This window comes from Marinobacter bohaiensis, from assembly GCF_003258515.1.
GTDB classification, from domain to species: Bacteria; Pseudomonadota; Gammaproteobacteria; order Pseudomonadales; family Oleiphilaceae; genus Marinobacter_A; species Marinobacter_A bohaiensis.
The window spans coordinates 1,751,994-1,767,376 of record NZ_QGEH01000001.1; the positions used below are offsets into that span (position 1 = coordinate 1,751,994).

Annotated in this window: 15 protein-coding genes; 10 read left to right on the forward strand and 5 right to left on the reverse strand. The window is 60.1% G+C overall.

The features are described 5' to 3' along the window. Window positions 1-233 precede the first annotated feature (233 nt). On the forward strand, window positions 234-1,691 hold the full coding sequence (locus DKK67_RS07830; RefSeq protein WP_204355806.1) for a glyceraldehyde-3-phosphate dehydrogenase: 1,458 nt from the start codon (window positions 234-236) through the stop codon (window positions 1,689-1,691). Between the two features lie 178 nt (window positions 1,692-1,869). Here DKK67_RS07830 and DKK67_RS07835 read toward each other — a convergent pair whose 3' ends face one another. Continuing rightward, a complete protein-coding gene (locus DKK67_RS07835; protein WP_111495825.1) occupies window positions 1,870-2,445 on the reverse strand; it encodes a PEP-CTERM sorting domain-containing protein in 576 nt (191 codons plus the stop codon). A gap of 464 nt (window positions 2,446-2,909) precedes the next feature. On the opposite strand from DKK67_RS07835, the gene DKK67_RS07840 reads away from it, so the two are divergent. The 9 genes from DKK67_RS07840 (at window position 2,910) to sthA (ending at window position 11,754) form a co-directional block, all read left to right on the forward strand. Next, a complete protein-coding gene (locus DKK67_RS07840) occupies window positions 2,910-4,259 on the forward strand; it encodes a Na(+)-translocating NADH-quinone reductase subunit A (protein WP_111495826.1) in 1,350 nt (449 codons plus the stop codon). Window positions 4,260-4,263: 4 nt separating this feature from the next. After that, entirely contained in the window at window positions 4,264-5,469 is a 1,206-nt protein-coding gene (locus tag DKK67_RS07845) for an NADH:ubiquinone reductase (Na(+)-transporting) subunit B (protein WP_111495827.1), read from the forward strand. Then, window positions 5,462-6,265: a Na(+)-translocating NADH-quinone reductase subunit C gene (locus DKK67_RS07850; protein WP_111495828.1), complete on the forward strand. Its 804-nt coding sequence runs from the start codon at window positions 5,462-5,464 to the stop codon at window positions 6,263-6,265. The genes DKK67_RS07845 and DKK67_RS07850 overlap by 8 nt, the downstream gene beginning before the upstream one ends. 2 nt (window positions 6,266-6,267) lie before the next feature. Further along, window positions 6,268-6,933, forward strand: a complete 666-nt coding sequence (locus tag DKK67_RS07855; protein WP_111495829.1) for an NADH:ubiquinone reductase (Na(+)-transporting) subunit D — start codon at window positions 6,268-6,270, stop codon at window positions 6,931-6,933. After that, complete coding sequence (gene nqrE, locus DKK67_RS07860) at window positions 6,933-7,541, forward strand: NADH:ubiquinone reductase (Na(+)-transporting) subunit E (RefSeq protein ID WP_111495830.1); 609 nt, start codon at window positions 6,933-6,935, stop codon at window positions 7,539-7,541. The genes DKK67_RS07855 and nqrE overlap by 1 nt, the downstream gene beginning before the upstream one ends. A 36-nt stretch (window positions 7,542-7,577) precedes the next feature. Beyond that, window positions 7,578-8,804: an NADH:ubiquinone reductase (Na(+)-transporting) subunit F gene (nqrF, locus tag DKK67_RS07865; protein ID WP_111495831.1), complete on the forward strand. Its 1,227-nt coding sequence runs from the start codon at window positions 7,578-7,580 to the stop codon at window positions 8,802-8,804. A gap of 21 nt (window positions 8,805-8,825) precedes the next feature. Continuing rightward, on the forward strand, window positions 8,826-9,845 hold the full coding sequence (locus DKK67_RS07870; protein WP_228160538.1) for an FAD:protein FMN transferase: 1,020 nt from the start codon (window positions 8,826-8,828) through the stop codon (window positions 9,843-9,845). A 13-nt stretch (window positions 9,846-9,858) separates the two neighbouring features. Next, a complete protein-coding gene (gene nqrM / locus DKK67_RS07875) occupies window positions 9,859-10,104 on the forward strand; it encodes a (Na+)-NQR maturation NqrM (RefSeq protein WP_111495833.1) in 246 nt (81 codons plus the stop codon). A 258-nt stretch (window positions 10,105-10,362) separates the two neighbouring features. After that, window positions 10,363-11,754 carry a Si-specific NAD(P)(+) transhydrogenase gene (sthA, locus tag DKK67_RS07880; protein WP_111495834.1) on the forward strand — a complete coding sequence of 464 codons (1,392 nt, stop codon included), beginning with the start codon at window positions 10,363-10,365 and terminating at the stop codon, window positions 11,752-11,754. 98 nt (window positions 11,755-11,852) lie between these two features. Here sthA and DKK67_RS07885 read toward each other — a convergent pair whose 3' ends face one another. The 4 genes from DKK67_RS07885 to tal form a co-directional block, all read right to left on the reverse strand. Continuing rightward, a complete protein-coding gene (locus DKK67_RS07885) occupies window positions 11,853-12,644 on the reverse strand; it encodes a glycerophosphodiester phosphodiesterase (protein ID WP_111495835.1) in 792 nt (263 codons plus the stop codon). Window positions 12,645-12,720: 76 nt separating this feature from the next. Next, window positions 12,721-13,827 (reverse strand): 3-deoxy-7-phosphoheptulonate synthase, encoded by a 1,107-nt coding sequence (locus DKK67_RS07890; protein WP_111495836.1) that lies wholly within the window; start codon window positions 13,825-13,827, stop codon window positions 12,721-12,723. A 50-nt stretch (window positions 13,828-13,877) separates the two neighbouring features. Beyond that, the gene (locus DKK67_RS07895) at window positions 13,878-14,333 is read right to left on the reverse strand and encodes a tellurite resistance TerB family protein (RefSeq protein ID WP_111495837.1); all 456 of its coding nucleotides are present in this window, start codon (window positions 14,331-14,333) and stop codon (window positions 13,878-13,880) included. Between the two features lie 3 nt (window positions 14,334-14,336). Then, the gene (gene tal, locus DKK67_RS07900) at window positions 14,337-15,299 is read right to left on the reverse strand and encodes a transaldolase (RefSeq protein WP_111495838.1); all 963 of its coding nucleotides are present in this window, start codon (window positions 15,297-15,299) and stop codon (window positions 14,337-14,339) included. Window positions 15,300-15,383 lie beyond the last annotated feature (84 nt).

Below are 15,383 nucleotides of genomic sequence, written 5' to 3' on the forward strand. Positions count from 1 at the left end.
GCTGAATCAAGGTTGTCGATGACAGGCAGATCGGAGTCGCCCTGAACGAAGGAAGCGACATTCTAGCCGTCGGTTAAGGGACTGTCATGGTGATGCGGCCTGGCGCGGGGAATGCGGGCTTGTTCGGGAACTCCTTACATTGGATAATATGCGCCCAATTCACGGGAGGCGGCCGCCCCGGTCGTCCCATTCAAGCGCCAAACAGTAGAGGTTTACGCGTGAGTCACGAGCAGATGAATGAGCACCTGTCCGCCTGGACCGAAAGAGAATCCATGGCGGAGGCGATGATTCCCCTGATCGGCCGCCTGTACCGCAAGAACAACGTCGTTACGTCCATTTACGGCCGAGCGATCATCAATCAATCTGTCATCGGGATCCTCAAGGCGCATCGCTTTGTGCGTCAGGTCGAGGACAGCGAGCTGTCCGTCCAGGACACGCTGCCGATTCTGGAGACGCTGGACCAGCTTGAACTGGGGCGGGCCCACATCGATATCGGTAAGCTGGCGGTGCGATTCAAGGAGCAGGCCGAAGGCCGTTCCCTGGAGCAGTTCCTGCGTGACGAAGTCGGAGAAGTCGTCGGCAAGTACGCGGAACAGTGCGATGAGGAATCCTGCAAGGACACCAAGGATGTGGTCCTCTACGGTTTTGGCCGGATCGGTCGCCTGCTGGCGCGGATCCTGGTCGAGAAGGCCGGCGGCGGCAACAACCTGCGCCTGCGTGCCATTGTGGTTCGCCAGGGCGGCGCCGAGAACGATCTGGAAAAGCGGGCCAGCCTGTTGCGTCGTGACTCCGTGCACGGCCCGTTCAACGGCACCATCACCGTGGACGAGGAAAATTGCGCGCTGATCGCCAACGGCAATTTCATCAAGGTGATCTACTCCGACGGTCCCGACAAGGTGGATTACACCGAGTACGGCATCAACAACGCGATCATCGTCGACAACACGGGTAAGTGGCGCGACGAGGAAGGTCTGGGCCTGCACCTTAAGTCGAAGGGCGCCAGCCGCGTTATCCTGACCGCGCCGGGCAAGGGCGACATCAAGAACATCGTCTACGGCATCAATAACGGTGATATCACCGAGGACGACCGCATCCTGTCCGCAGCCTCCTGTACCACCAATGCGATCACGCCGGTGCTGAAGGCGATCCACGATGAGTACGGTATCGTTGACGGGCACGTGGAAACCGTCCACTCCTACACCAACGACCAGAACCTGATCGATAACTACCACAAGGGTTCACGCCGCGGCCGCAGCGCGCCCCTGAACATGGTGATCACGGAAACCGGCGCCGCCAAGGCCGTGGCCAAGGCTCTGCCCGAGCTGAAGGGCAAGCTGTCCGGCAACGCCATCCGGGTGCCGACGCCGAACGTTTCCATGGCGATCCTGAACCTGAACCTCGACAAAGAGGTGACGGTGGATTCGGCCAACGAATACCTGCGGGAAATGGCTCTGCACTCCGAGCTGCAGAAGCAGATCGACTTCGTCAACTCACCGGAAGTGGTCTCCACCGACTTCGTGGGCTCCCGTCACGCGGGTGTCGTGGATGCACAGGCGACCATCGCCAACGGCAACCGCCTGATCCTTTACGTGTGGTACGACAACGAGTTCGGCTACAGCGCCCAGGTGGTTCGCTGCGTGAACCAGATGGCCGGCGTGACCTACCCGATTTTCCCGTCGCGGGTTCGGTAAACCGCAAAGCGACACCGGAATACAGTTGATCGACACGAAGCCCCGCCGGATCCCGGCGGGGCTTTTTTGTGTCTGTTGTTTGAGGTGTCAAACAGGCTGACGCTTTCGGCTGGGGCTCTCGGCCAAGCAAAGAGGCAGGCCGTTGGGCCTGCCTCGCATGGTTTTACGTGCGTTTGGGTCAGTGGGCGATCTTTCGTGCCGGTTGTCTGCGGCGCAGTGCGGCGAACCCAACCAGGCCGATGCCAAGGAGGGCGAGGGTCGCTGGTTCCGGAACGCTTTCCATCGGCGTGTCGCCACCCCAGATGGACGCGTGCGAGATAGCGCCGCCGTTTGGCCAGAACCCGGAAAGGTAAAGGGTGTCGGTACCGTTCCAGCCCAGAGCAAACAGGTTGAAGAAATACTGGGCGGGCTCATGTTTGCCATCCTTGACGACGAGATAGCACTCGCCACACATGATGCTTGCTCCGCCGACGTACTCGATCATGCCGTCGCTTGGATCGCTGCCGTCCCAGGTTGTTTCATAAGAACTCGCGAATGTTCCCTCTTCGCCACCGTCGTCCACTTCCGATTTGTAGAGTAAAGTCAGGTCACTGGTACCGAAAACGTCTTCGACACAGTCCGGTTCGCAATTGCTGTTAACGTTCGTTGTACCCGCTGCATCCCCCGGACCGATGTTCAGGGCTGCGGCCGGCAACGACACAAAAAGCAGAGCAGAAGCAACTGCCGCGAAGATTGTTGGTAGGTATTTTCTCATTCCTCAACTCCTGTGAGAAAAGGTCGCGTACGTGGTCTGAAGGGAACCGGTTCAGACCCTCAATGCACTCCTAGCGCGAGGCGTGCCAACTTTATAACCTACTGATAAAGCGCTGAATCAAGCATTCGTTTGGCGGGGGTGGTGTAAAGTAAATCGACGGTTTTCCATCCCTGAGGACTGGTGCACCCAGCTTTCGGGGATGGCTGTTTAGTTGACCGAGATCGCGAAATGGGCGTGGATAGCAATGCGCTCTCAGGTAGAAATGAATTCTTTGAATCTCTATAATTGGCGCGATTTTGGGTACGTCTGGTTAACAGAATTTCACTCTCCTCAACGAGCGCCGGTTCGCCCGGTGTCTGCTGTCACTGTTACGGCGCCGAAGCCGTCGTTCCTGGTGATTCCGGAGTTTTAGCCAGGCGTGGCGAATCCACTTTATCTAGTTTCTGATGATTGGACGGGGCTAAATGATTAAGATCAAAAAAGGCCTGGATCTTCCCATCAGCGGCGCTCCTGAACAGAAAATTACCGACGGCAAGCCTGTGCGCCACGCGGCGCTGATTGGTTTTGACTACAACGGTATGAAGCCGACCATGGCGGTTCAGGAGGGTGATCGCGTCAAACGCGGTTCGCTGCTGTTTACGGACAAGAAGACCGAGGGCGTTCGTTACACCGCGCCGGCAGCTGGTGTGGTCAAGGAAATTAATCGGGGTGAGCGTCGCGTTTTCCAGTCGGTCGTTATCGAGATCGATGGAGACGAGTCGGAAAGTTTTGCCCGTTACGAAGCCAGCCAATTGGGCTCGCTCGAACGTCAGCAGGTCGTCGACAACCTGGTGGAGTCTGGCTTGTGGACTCTGTTCCGCACCCGTCCCTACAGCAAGGTGCCGGCCATCGACACGGCGCCGCATTCCATCTTTGTGTCGGTGATGGACACCAACCCGCTGGCCGCCGACCCCACCGTGATCATCAACGACGATCCGGATGCGTTCGAGAACGGCCTGCGCATTATCAGCAGACTGACCAACGGCAAAGTGTTTGTCTGTGGCAAGCCGGGGTCCAACGTGCCGGTGCCCAAGGACGACGTTTTCCAGGTCGAACAGTTCGACGGGGTGCATCCGGCGGGTAACGTCGGCACGCACATCCATCACCTGGATCCGGTAGTCGGCGATAAGGTGGTCTGGTCCATCGGCTATCAGGACGTCATGGCCATTGCCCGCCTGTTCCAGACCGGCGAGCTGCCCACCGAACGTGTTGTTGCCCTGGGTGGCCCCAAGGCCAAACAGCCGCGACTGGTGCGTACCCGCATTGGAGCGAACCTCGACGAGCTGCTTGAGGGCGAATGCGAAACGGCGAATTCCGACGTACGCAAGGTCTCCGGTTCGGTCTTCGGCGGCCGCAGCGGCCGAGGCCCCTGTGCGTACCTGGGGCGCTATGCCAACCAGGTCACGTTGCTGGAAGAGGGCGACGAGCGCCAGTTCATGGGTTGGTTGTCACCCGGTACCCGCAAGTTCTCGGTTCTGAACATCTACCTCTCCAAGCTGGCCAAAGGCCGTCTGTTCGATTTCACAACGACAACGAACGGCAGCGAGCGGGCCATGGTCCCGGTGGGATCCTATGAAGAGGTCATGCCGCTGGACATCCTGCCGACGCAACTGCTGCGCTCATTGATCGTGGGCGATACCGAGATGGCCCAGAAGCTGGGCTGTCTCGAGCTGGACGAAGAAGACCTGGCCCTGTGCACCTTCGTTTGTCCCGGCAAGTACGAGTACGGCCCCATCCTGCGTCATAACCTGACCCGCATCGAGATCGAGGGCTAACACCATGGCATTGAAAGAATTTCTCCACGGTATCGAGCACCACTTCGAGAAAGGTGGTAAGTACGAGCGCTGGTACGCGCTTTACGAAGCGGTCGACACGATCTTCTATACGCCGCCGTCGGTGACGTCCACGACGTCCCACGTGCGTGACGGTATCGACCTGAAACGCATCATGATCACCGTCTGGTTCTGCGTCTGGCCGGCCATGTTCTTCGGTATGTGGAACATCGGTTACCAGGCCAATACCGTTCTCGCTGCCAACCCGGATGCCCTGATGGGCGACGGTGGCCTGCGCACGGCGTTCATTTCGGCGCTGGCCGGCAACGATCCGGGCTCGATCTGGGACAACCTGGTCTACGGTGCGGCTTATTTCATCCCGGTTTACGCCGTTACTTTCGTGGTCGGTGGTTTCTGGGAAGTGCTGTTCGCAACGGTGCGTCGCCATGAAGTCAACGAAGGTTTCTTCGTGACTTCGATCCTGTTCGCGCTGATCTGCCCGCCCACCATCCCGCTGTGGCAGGTGGCGCTGGGCATCACCTTCGGTGTGGTGATCGGTAAGGAAGTGTTTGGCGGTACCGGCAAGAACTTCCTGAACCCGGCCCTGACCGGTCGTGCTTTCCTGTACTTCGCCTACCCGGCGCAGATCTCCGGTGACACGGTGTGGACCGCGGTCGACGGGTTCAGCGGTGCCACGGCCCTGAGTGTGGCTGCCAACGGTGGTATGGAAGCGCTGCAGCAGTCCATGACCTGGATGCAGGCGTTCCTGGGTACGATCCAGGGGTCCATGGGTGAAACCTCGACGCTGGCCATCCTGATTGGCGGTGCGGTCCTGCTGGTGATGAAAATTGCCTCCTACCGGATCGTGGGCGGTGTCCTGATCGGCATGATCGGTACCACGTTGCTGCTCAATGCGGTGGGATCGGACACCAATCCGATGTTCGAGGTGCCGCCCCAATGGCATCTGGTGATCGGTGGCTTTGCCTTTGGCATGATGTTCATGGCGACGGACCCGGTATCCGCAGCGATGACCAACACGGGTAAATGGTCGTTCGGCATTCTGGTCGGCCTGATGACCGTGCTCATTCGCGTGGTCAACCCGGCCTTCCCGGAAGGCATCATGCTCGCCATCCTGTTCGCTAACCTGTTTGCCCCGCTGATGGATCATTTCGTCGTGCAGGCCAACATCAAACGGAGGCTCGCCCGTGGCTAAGAAAAAGGAAACCGTATCCCGCACGGTTATCGTAGCCCTGGCGCTGTGCATCGTCTGTTCCGTCGTGGTGTCTTCCGCGGCGGTCATACTCAAGCCGGCCCAGGTGACCAACCGTAACCTCGATATGAAAACCAACATCCTGGCCGCGGCCGGGATGCTCGAGCCGGGCGCGACTCCGGACCAGATTGAGGAACAGTTCCAGCGATTTGACGTCAGGCTCGTGGATCTGGAATCTGGTGACTACGTTGACGCCGATTCCATCGGCCTGAACGACGCGATGAAGTACGACCAGTACAAGGCGGCTTCCGATCCGTCCATGTCCGAGAACATCCCCGCGTCGGAGGATGTGGCCGGCATCAAGCGTCAGGCGGACATTGCGAAGGTCTTCGTGCTGGAAGAAGACGGCAATCTCAAGCGAGTGGTGCTGCCGATCCACGGCTACGGCCTGTGGTCCACCCTCTACGGTTTCGTATCGCTGGAAGGGGATGCCAACACCATCGAGGGCCTGGGGTTCTATGCGCACGCCGAGACCCCGGGTCTGGGTGGCGAAGTGGACAATCCCAAGTGGAAATCGCAGTGGGTTGGCAAGAAGGTCTACGGCGACAATCTCGAGACGCCAGAGATCCAGCTGGTCAAGGGCGGTGTCGACGCCAACGCGGCGGACAAGGAGCACAAGGTCGATGCCCTGTCCGGTGCAACGCTGACCAGCCGCGGTGTACAGCATCTGGTCAACTTCTGGATGAGCGAGCGTGGTTTCGCGCCCTACCTGAACAAGCTTCGTAAAGGGGAGGTCTGACGGTGGCGGACGTTTCAGCTAAGCAGGTTCTGTTTGAACCGATCTTCAATAACAACCCCATCGCTCTGCAGATCCTGGGGATCTGCTCGGCGCTGGCGGTCACCAGCAGCCTGAGTGTCACCATGGTTATGTGTGCCTCGGTGATTGCGGTTACCGCGTTTTCCAACCTCTTTGTTTCTGTGGTGCGTTCTCAGATCCCGAACAGCATCCGGATCATTGTGCAGATGACCATCATTGCCTCGCTGGTTATCGTCGTGGACCAGATACTCAAGGCCTACGCCTATGAGATCAGCAAGCAGCTGTCGGTCTTCGTTGGCCTGATCATCACCAACTGTATCGTCATGGGCCGCGCAGAGGGCTTTGCGATGCAGAACGGGCCGCTGCTCAGCTTCCTCGATGGCATCGGTAACGGCCTGGGCTACTCGGTCATGCTGATCGTGATTGCCTTCTTCCGTGAACTGCTGGGCTCCGGCTCGCTGTTCGGTGTGGCCCTGATGCCGGTGGTCAATGATGGTGGCTGGTATGTGCCCAACGGCCTGATGCTGCTGCCGCCGAGCGCGTTCTTCATCATCGGCCTGGCGATCTGGGGGCTGCGCGCCTGGAAACCGGATCAGGTTGAGGCGCCGGACTACCGGATGTCCCGTCAAAGCACCAAGGAGGCCTTCTGATGGAACACTATATCAGTCTGATCCTGAAGGCCGTCTTTGTTGAGAACATGGCGCTGGCCTTCTTCCTGGGGATGTGTACGTTCCTGGCGATCTCCAAGAAGGTCGAGGCGGCTCTGGGGCTGGGCATTGCGGTCATCGTGGTGCTGACCCTGACGGTTCCGGTCAACAACCTGATCTACAACAATGTTCTGCGTGAAGGCGCGCTGGCCTGGGCCGGCCTGCCGGAAGTGGATCTGAGCTTCCTGGGACTGTTGACCTATATCGGCGTGATTGCGGCGATGGTCCAGATCATGGAAATGATCCTCGACAAGTACATTCCGGCGCTCTATGCCGCGCTGGGTGTGTTCCTGCCGCTGATTACCGTCAACTGCGCCATCATGGGGGCGTCCCTGTTCATGGTGGAGCGGGACTACACCTTTGGTGAGAGTCTGGTTTACGGTTTCGGCGCCGGTCTGGGTTGGGCCCTGGCCATCGTGGCGCTGGCGGGGATCCGTGAAAAGCTGAAGTACAGCGATGTGCCTGAAGGCCTGCGTGGCCTGGGCATCACCTTCATCACCGTTGGGCTGATGTCGCTGGGCTTCATGTCGTTTTCCGGTATTTCCCTGTAATCACCCGGTAACGGATAACAAGATTGAGGCGAGACCATGAATACTGAAATCATTCTCGGCGTGGTCATGTTTACCGTCATCGTGCTCGCACTGGTGGCGGTGATCCTGGCAGCGCGGTCCAGGCTGGTGAGCACCGGCGACGTGACCATCGAGATCAACGATGATCCCGAGCATACCCTGAAGACCGAAGCCGGCGGCAAGCTGCTCGGCACCCTGGCCGGTAACGGCATCTTCCTGTCCTCCGCCTGTGGCGGCGGCGGTACCTGCGCCCAGTGCAAGTGCAAGGTGTTTGACGGTGGTGGCTCCATGCTGCCTACCGAGAAGACGCACTTCACCAACCGCGAAGAGCGGGAGGGCTGGCGCCTGTCCTGCCAGGTTCCGGTCAAGCAGGATATGAAAATCGAGGTGCCGGAAGAGTTCTTCGGCGTGAAGAAGTGGGAGTGCGAGGTGGTGTCGAACCACAACGTCGCCACCTTCATCAAGGAACTGGTGCTGAAGCTTCCGGAAGGCGAGGAAGTGGACTTCCGTGCCGGCGGCTATGTGCAGCTTGAGTGTCCTCCGTATGAAATCAACTTCAAGGATTTCAACATCGAGGAAGAGTTCCACGAGGATTGGGACAAGCACGACATCTGGCGCTACAAGGCCGTGAACAAGGAAGACGTGGTGCGGGCCTATTCCATGGCCAACTACCCGGAAGAGAAGGGTGTTCTGAAGTTCAACATCCGGATTGCGACGCCGCCGCCGGGTTCTGATCACCCGCCGGGCCTGATGTCGAGCTATGTGTTCGACCTCAAGCCGGGTGACAAGGTCACTGTGTTCGGTCCGTTCGGTGAGTTCTTCGCCAAGAAAACCGACGCGGAAATGGTCTTTATTGGTGGTGGTGCCGGCATGGCGCCGATGCGCTCCCACATCTTCGACCAGCTCAAGCGCCTGAACTCAGACCGGAAGATCAGCTTCTGGTACGGCGCCCGAAGCGTGCGCGAAATGTTCTACGTCGAGGACTTCGACCAACTGGCCGAGGAGAACGACAATTTCGAGTGGCACGTCGCGCTGTCCGATGCGTTGCCGGAGGACAACTGGGAAGGCCCGATCGGGTTCATCCACAACGTACTCTATGACCAGTACCTCAAGGACCATCCGGCTCCCGAGGACTGCGAGTACTACATGTGTGGACCGCCCATCATGAACGCCTCGGTCATCAAGATGCTGAAGGACCTGGGTGTGGAAGACGAGAACATCATGCTGGATGACTTCGGGGGCTGACGCGACTGCATGAAATCCCGCATGATTGGGCCCGCCTTGGTGGCGCTGCTGTGCAGCGTCGCCCTGGCGGGCTGTTCGTTTGAGTCGGACCCGGAAATCTGGGAACTCAATGGGCCGGTATTCGGCACGCAGTATCATATCAAGGTGGTGATGCCCGGGGACGAGGACCGCCTGGAGGACCTGGAAAGCGGCATCGAACAGGCGCTCGACAGCGTCGATGCGTCCATGTCCACCTGGCGTGACGATTCCGAGCTGTCCCGTTTCAACCGGAGCCAGAACAAAAGCCAGTGGTTTGAGGTATCCGGCCCGTTGTTCGAAGTGCTCAACGAAGCGCATCGGGTCAGCGACCTGAGCGGCGGCGCGTTTGATGTCACGATCGGCCCGGTGGTCAATCTCTGGGGTTTCGGTCCGGAGGCGCGTCCTGAAACCGTGCCGGAGCCGGAAGTCCTGGCCCAACGCCTGTCCGAGGTGGGTTACGATAAGCTGCAGCTTCGTTCGGCGCCACCGGCGATCCGGTCGGATTATCCGCTCTACCTGGACCTGTCGGCCATTGCCAAGGGTTACGGTGTGGATGCCGTGGCACGCTTCCTCGACAGTCAGGAAGTGAAGGCTTACCTGGTGGAAATTGGCGGCGAAGTGAACACCAAAGGGCGCAAGCCCGATGGTGACGCCTGGCGCCTGGCCATTGAGAAACCGACGTCCGGCGAGCGCAGTATCCAGCGCATCGTGGCTCTGGACAATCGCGCGATGGCGACATCCGGCGATTACCGGAACTATTACGAAGTCGATGGTCACCGATACTCCCACACCATCAATCCCAACACCGGCAAGCCCATCAGCCACAAGCTGGCCTCGGTATCGGTGATCACGGAACAATGCATGAGCGCGGATGCCATGGCGACGGCGCTTAATGTGATGGGGGAGGACAAGGGCTATGCATTTGCAGTGAAGCACGACATCGCCGCATACTTTATCTATCGAGGGGAAGACGGGTTTGAAACGAAGTACACCCCGGCTTTCTCATCGTACCTGATCGATTAACGGAGGTTAGGTCATGGGTACTTTTTTATTGGTCCTGGCTATTTTTGCCATTCTCCTGGCCGGGATGTCGATCGGTGTGATCATGGGTCGCAAGCCGATCAGCGGCACCTGCGGCGGACTGGGGGCCATGGGTATTGATGGCGCCTGCGAAATTTGTGGCGGTGACCGCAACAAGTGCGAAGAAGAAAACGACCGCACTGCAGCGGCCTCGGGCCAAACTCTGGCCTATGACGCTACCCAGGGGAAAGAGGCGCGCTGAGCGCGCTGCCCCTGATCCGATAGCTGGCCGTCAGGGGCCGGCTTGCTGCCACCCGGCAGGTTGAGATGGGTCATCCCAATGGCCGTTTGTCCGTATTTTCCTGCGGGCCTGCTACCCTGACAATCAGATAATCAACAGCGTTCCCCCGTGTGTAGCCGTGCCAGGGCCCGACTTCTGGATAGCGTCGAGCCCTGCGTCACCCTTCTTACGTCCGGGGAACCGAGAAGTCACGATGGAGTAAGAGGAGTCACTGCGGGTATGGCAGAACATCATTATGACGTCGTTGTGATCGGCGCCGGTCCCTCCGGCGAAGGCGCGGCGATGAATGCTGCAAAGCACGGCAAGCGAGTCGCAATCGTTGAAGACAAGCCCACCGTCGGCGGCAACTGCACCCACTGGGGCACCATTCCCTCCAAGGCTCTTCGACACTCCGTCAAACAGATCATCACCTTCAACACCAACGTCATGTTCCGGGATATCGGCGAACCGCGCTGGTTCTCGTTTCCGCGCGTTTTGCAGAATGCCGAGAAGGTGATGGGCAAGCAGGTCAAGCTGCGCACCGAATTTTACGCCCGTAACCGGGTGGATCTGTTCAACGGCCGGGCTTCATTCCTGGATGAGCATCGCCTGGAGGTGCGTGGCGGCAAGAGCGAAGAAATCCTTAACGCCAAGACGATTGTGATCGCCACCGGGTCACGCCCGTACCTTCCGCCCGATGTGAATTTCCGTCACCACCGGATCTATAACAGCGATTCGATCCTGAAGCTTTCCCACACACCGCGCACGCTGATTATCTACGGCGCCGGTGTGATTGGCAGTGAGTACGCTTCGATCTTTGCCGGTCTGGGCGTCAAGGTAGACCTGATCAACCCGGGCAGCCGCCTGCTGTCGTTCCTGGACGATGAAATTTCCGACGCGCTGAGCTATCACCTGCGCAACAGCGGCGTGTTGGTGCGTCACAACGAGCAGTACGAATCGGTGGAAGGGGACGACCACGGTGTGGTGCTGACCCTGCAATCCGGCAAGAAAATCCGGGCCGACGCCTTCCTCTGGTGCAATGGCCGTGCCGGCAATACGGACAAGCTGGCGCTCGACAACATTGGCCTGGAGCCCAACGGCCGCGGCCAGCTCTCCGTGGACAAGCATTACCGCACGGCGATTCCCCATATCTACGCGGCCGGGGACGTGATCGGCTGGCCCAGTCTGGCCAGTGCCGCCTACGACCAGGGGCGGTCCGCGTCTTCCGATGTCATTGGCGACGAGTACTTCCGTTTCGTGACCGACGTGCCGACCGGTATCTACACGATTCCCGAGATCAGTTCGGTGGGCAAGACCGAGCGGGAGCTGACCGAAGCCAAGGTGCCCTACGAGGTGGGTCAGGCGTTCTTCAAGGACCTGGCGCGCGCCCAGATTACCGGCGAGGCGGTGGGGATGCTCAAGATCCTGTTCCACCGCGAGACCCGTCAGATCCTGGGTATTCACTGCTTTGGGGATCAGGCCGCCGAGATCGTGCACATCGGCCAGGCCATCATGAACCAGGAAGGTGAAGCGAACTCGCTCAATTACTTCATCAACACCACGTTCAACTACCCCACCATGGCGGAAGCCTACCGGGTGGCGGCCCTGAACGGCCTGAACCGGATCTTCTGATCATTGTCGCCGGGGCGGCTTCCCGCTCCGGCAACGTTTCCTTTCCCGTACGCCTGTCTTGACGTGATGTCCCGCCACGCCTGATGCAAGCAAACCGCTCAAGTGGTGCCGGCAACGGTTTCCGGATCGCTGGCAAGCCGCTCGGGCAGTCTGGATGTGGCGATGCCCGGACGGTTCTCGAAGTACATCAGGCTGCTGGTCGGGTAGTCGGTGATGATGCTGTCGACGCCCATTTTCTCCAGTTCCAGCATGTCGTGGATGCGATTGACGGTCCACACGGAGACCTTCAGTCCGGCCTTGTGGGCCGATTCCACCAGCGCTTTCGAGCAGAGGCGGGCGTTCAGGCACAGGTAATCGCAGTTAAGCCGCTTGGCGTTCTTGACCGGATTGGGAAAGCGCTTGTCGAACACCAGCCCGGTACGCAGCTTGCGATCGCGGCGCTTGGCTTCGCGCAGGAACCAGGTGTCCGACGAGGTGAGGGCGGCACGGTCATACCAGTGATTTTTCTGGATCAGCTCGGCCAGCCGGTTGCAGAGGATGTTCATCCGCTGTCGATCGTCGCTCTTTACCTCGAGCTGCAGGTGCATGAATTCGGGGCAGGCCGTCAGCACCTGATTCAGGCTGGGGATGCCGCAGTGGCTGGGCCAGGGCACGGTGTTGTGGCGGGTGTCCATCTTGGCCAGCGCTTCGGCCGTCATGTCGCCAACCCGGCCGGCAACCCCGGTGGTGCGGTCGGTGGTGGTGTCGTGGATGATGACCGGTTCGCCACTGGCGGAAAGCAGCACGTCCATCTCGAAGTGGCGGACACCATGGCTGTAGGCGTGCTTGAAACCGGGAACGGTGTTTTCCGGGGCCTCTCCCTTGGCGCCCCGATGGCCGTAAATAATCATGTGCGAAGATCCCCTGACACAAAAGACGCACAATATAATCGAGTGCGGGCCCTTGGGTATATGGCGTGGTGCAACCTCAGCCCGCGTAGAGGGCGCACCGTTTCTTCCAGAGTTCGTGGCAGAGCGTCATGTCCTCGATGAACCCGGGTAATTCGTCCATCAGCAGGGCCTGCGGGCCATCCACGAGGGCTTTTTCCGGCTTCGGGTGAAAATCCACCAGCACCATGTTGGCGCCGGCCACGACGCCCTGGGCAGCGGCGTGCATGACTTCCGGAATCCCGTCCGGCGCGGAGTCCCGGCTGCCCACCGAATGCGATGGGTCCACGCAGACCGGCATGCGCGTCAGCCGCTTGACCGTCGGTACGTGGGCGAAGTCCACCATGTTCCGGTGGGGCTGGCCGGCTTCGGTCTTCATGCCGCGCAGGCAGAAAATGACGTTGGCGTTACCTTCGCTGGCGAGGTACTCCGCCGCATTGAGCGATTCGTTCAGCGTGATGCCGAACCCCCGCTTGAGCAGTACCGGGTAGCGTTTTTGCCGGCCGATGGCTTTCAACAGCTCGAAGTTCTGCGTGTTGCGGGTGCCTACCTGAAGCATGACGCCGGTGGGCCGGCCCAGCTTTTCCAGGCAGGTATCAATCTCCTCGATGTGGCTTTCGTGGGTGATCTCCATCGCGATCACCCGGATGCCGTACTGGCCGGCCAGTTCGAATACGTAGGGCAGACAGGCCTGGCCGTGCCCCTGGAAGGAGTAGGGGTTGGTCCTTGGCTTGTAGGCGCCCATGCGGGTGCAGACCTGGCCGTTGGCCTGCAGGGCCTGCATCATCTGTTCCACGTGATCCGGATTGTCCACGGCGCAGAGGCCGGCGAAGATGTTGAGGTTGTCCTGATCGAAGTGAACGCCGTTGTAGGTGAAGCCGGTCTGACGCCGGTCATCCCGGTGCCGCCCGAGGATGCGGTAATCGTCGGATATACGGATGACCCGTTCGACCGCCGGCAGCGCCTCGATCTCGTCTTTATCCAGGGACTTGGTGTCGCCCAGCAGATAGACCTCGGTGAGCTTTTGGTGGGCGCCCTGGATTTCGTGGACGCGAACGCTGACGCCGGGCAGGTTTTCCAGAAATTCCAGGGTCTGGCGATAGTCCTCGCCATCCAGTGGCGTATCGGGGTGGAGAATGGCCAGCATGGCAGCTCCCTTCTTCCTTCCAGTCTTGTTTCCTTATGCTGACAGCCGGCTCAGGACGACATGGCCTGTTCAGCCCGGTGCCGGCATTCCATGTACTCGCGGTGGTTCAGGTGCAGTAGCTCGGCAATGCGCCGTATCAGCTGCTCCTCGTACTTGTCGATGCGCCCGTCGGCAAAGGCGACCCGCCAGATGTTCTCGAGGATTTCCGCCTTGCCCGCCTGGTCCAGGGTGTCGTTGAGCTTCTCGGTGAACTCGTAAAGCGAGGTGGCGTCTTCGGCGTGGGCCCTGGCATCAGCCAGGATCGTCGTGGCTTCCTCGCGGGTAATGGCCTGGGAACGAAGGGCGCAGTCGATGATCGTGATCATCTCCACGTCGTCCTCGGACTGGTCGACCCGCGCCAGTTGCACCATCAGGGCGGTGGCCGCAATGGCCAGTTGCTTGGGATCATTGGGCTCCGGGACGCCGCTGGCGTCGCCGGAGAACAGCTTCTTCAATACATCGATCATCAATCAGGCTGCCTGGGCTATCTGCCGGACCCGTTGTTCCAGTTCAACCTGGTCGGCAGCGAATTTGCGAATGCCTTCGGCCAGCTTTTCCGTGGCCATGGCGTCTTCGTTCATCAGCCAGCGGAAGTCGTTCTCGTCGAGGCTGACACGGTCGTCCACTTTATCCACGGATTGGGGCGACAGGATACGCGGCAATTCGCCCGGGTCATCTTGCAGGGACTCCAGCAGCGCCGGGCTGATGGTGAGCCGGTCGCACCCGGCCAGCTGCTCGATCTCGCCCGTGTTGCGGAAGCTTGCTCCCATCACCACCGTGTCGTAATTGTGGGCCTTGAAGTAATTATAGATCCGCGTGACCGACAGTACGCCCGGATCTTCGGGAGCCTCGAAGGCGCTCTTGCCGCTGGCCTTGAGATGCCAGTCAAGGATGCGACCGACGAAGGGCGAGATCAGGAAGGCGCCGGCTTCGGCGCAGGCGGCGGCCTGGGCGAACGAGAACAGCAGGGTCAGGTTGCAGTGGATGCCTTCTTTTTCCAGAACTTCGGCGGCCCGGATGCCTTCCCAGGTGGAGGCGATCTTGATCAGGACGCGCTCGGTGGGTACGCCGATGCTGTCGTAGAGTGCGACCAGCCGGCGTGCCTTGTCGATGGTCGCCTGGGTGTCGAAGGACAGTCGGGCGTCGACCTCCGTGGACACCACGCCCGGAATCAGGTCCAGGATCTTCTGGCCGGCCAGCACTGCCAGGTAATCGGTGGCTTGCCCCAACTGCTCGCGATCGCTGCCGCCCTGGCGCTGCGCGTAGTCGATGGCCATGTCGAGCATCGGGCGATAGGCCGGCAGGTCGGCGGCCTTGAGCAGCAGTGAGGGGTTGGTGGTGGCGTCCACCGGGCGCCACTGGGCGATGGCATCCAGGTCACCGGTATCGGCGACGACGGTGGTCATGGTCTTGAGTTGTTCGAGTTTACTCATGGCGGCAAATCGTCCTGATGCGTGGATGGCGCGGTCACAGCGGGCGCTGCGTCCTTCGCGTTGACCGGAGGCTGGCCAACAAAT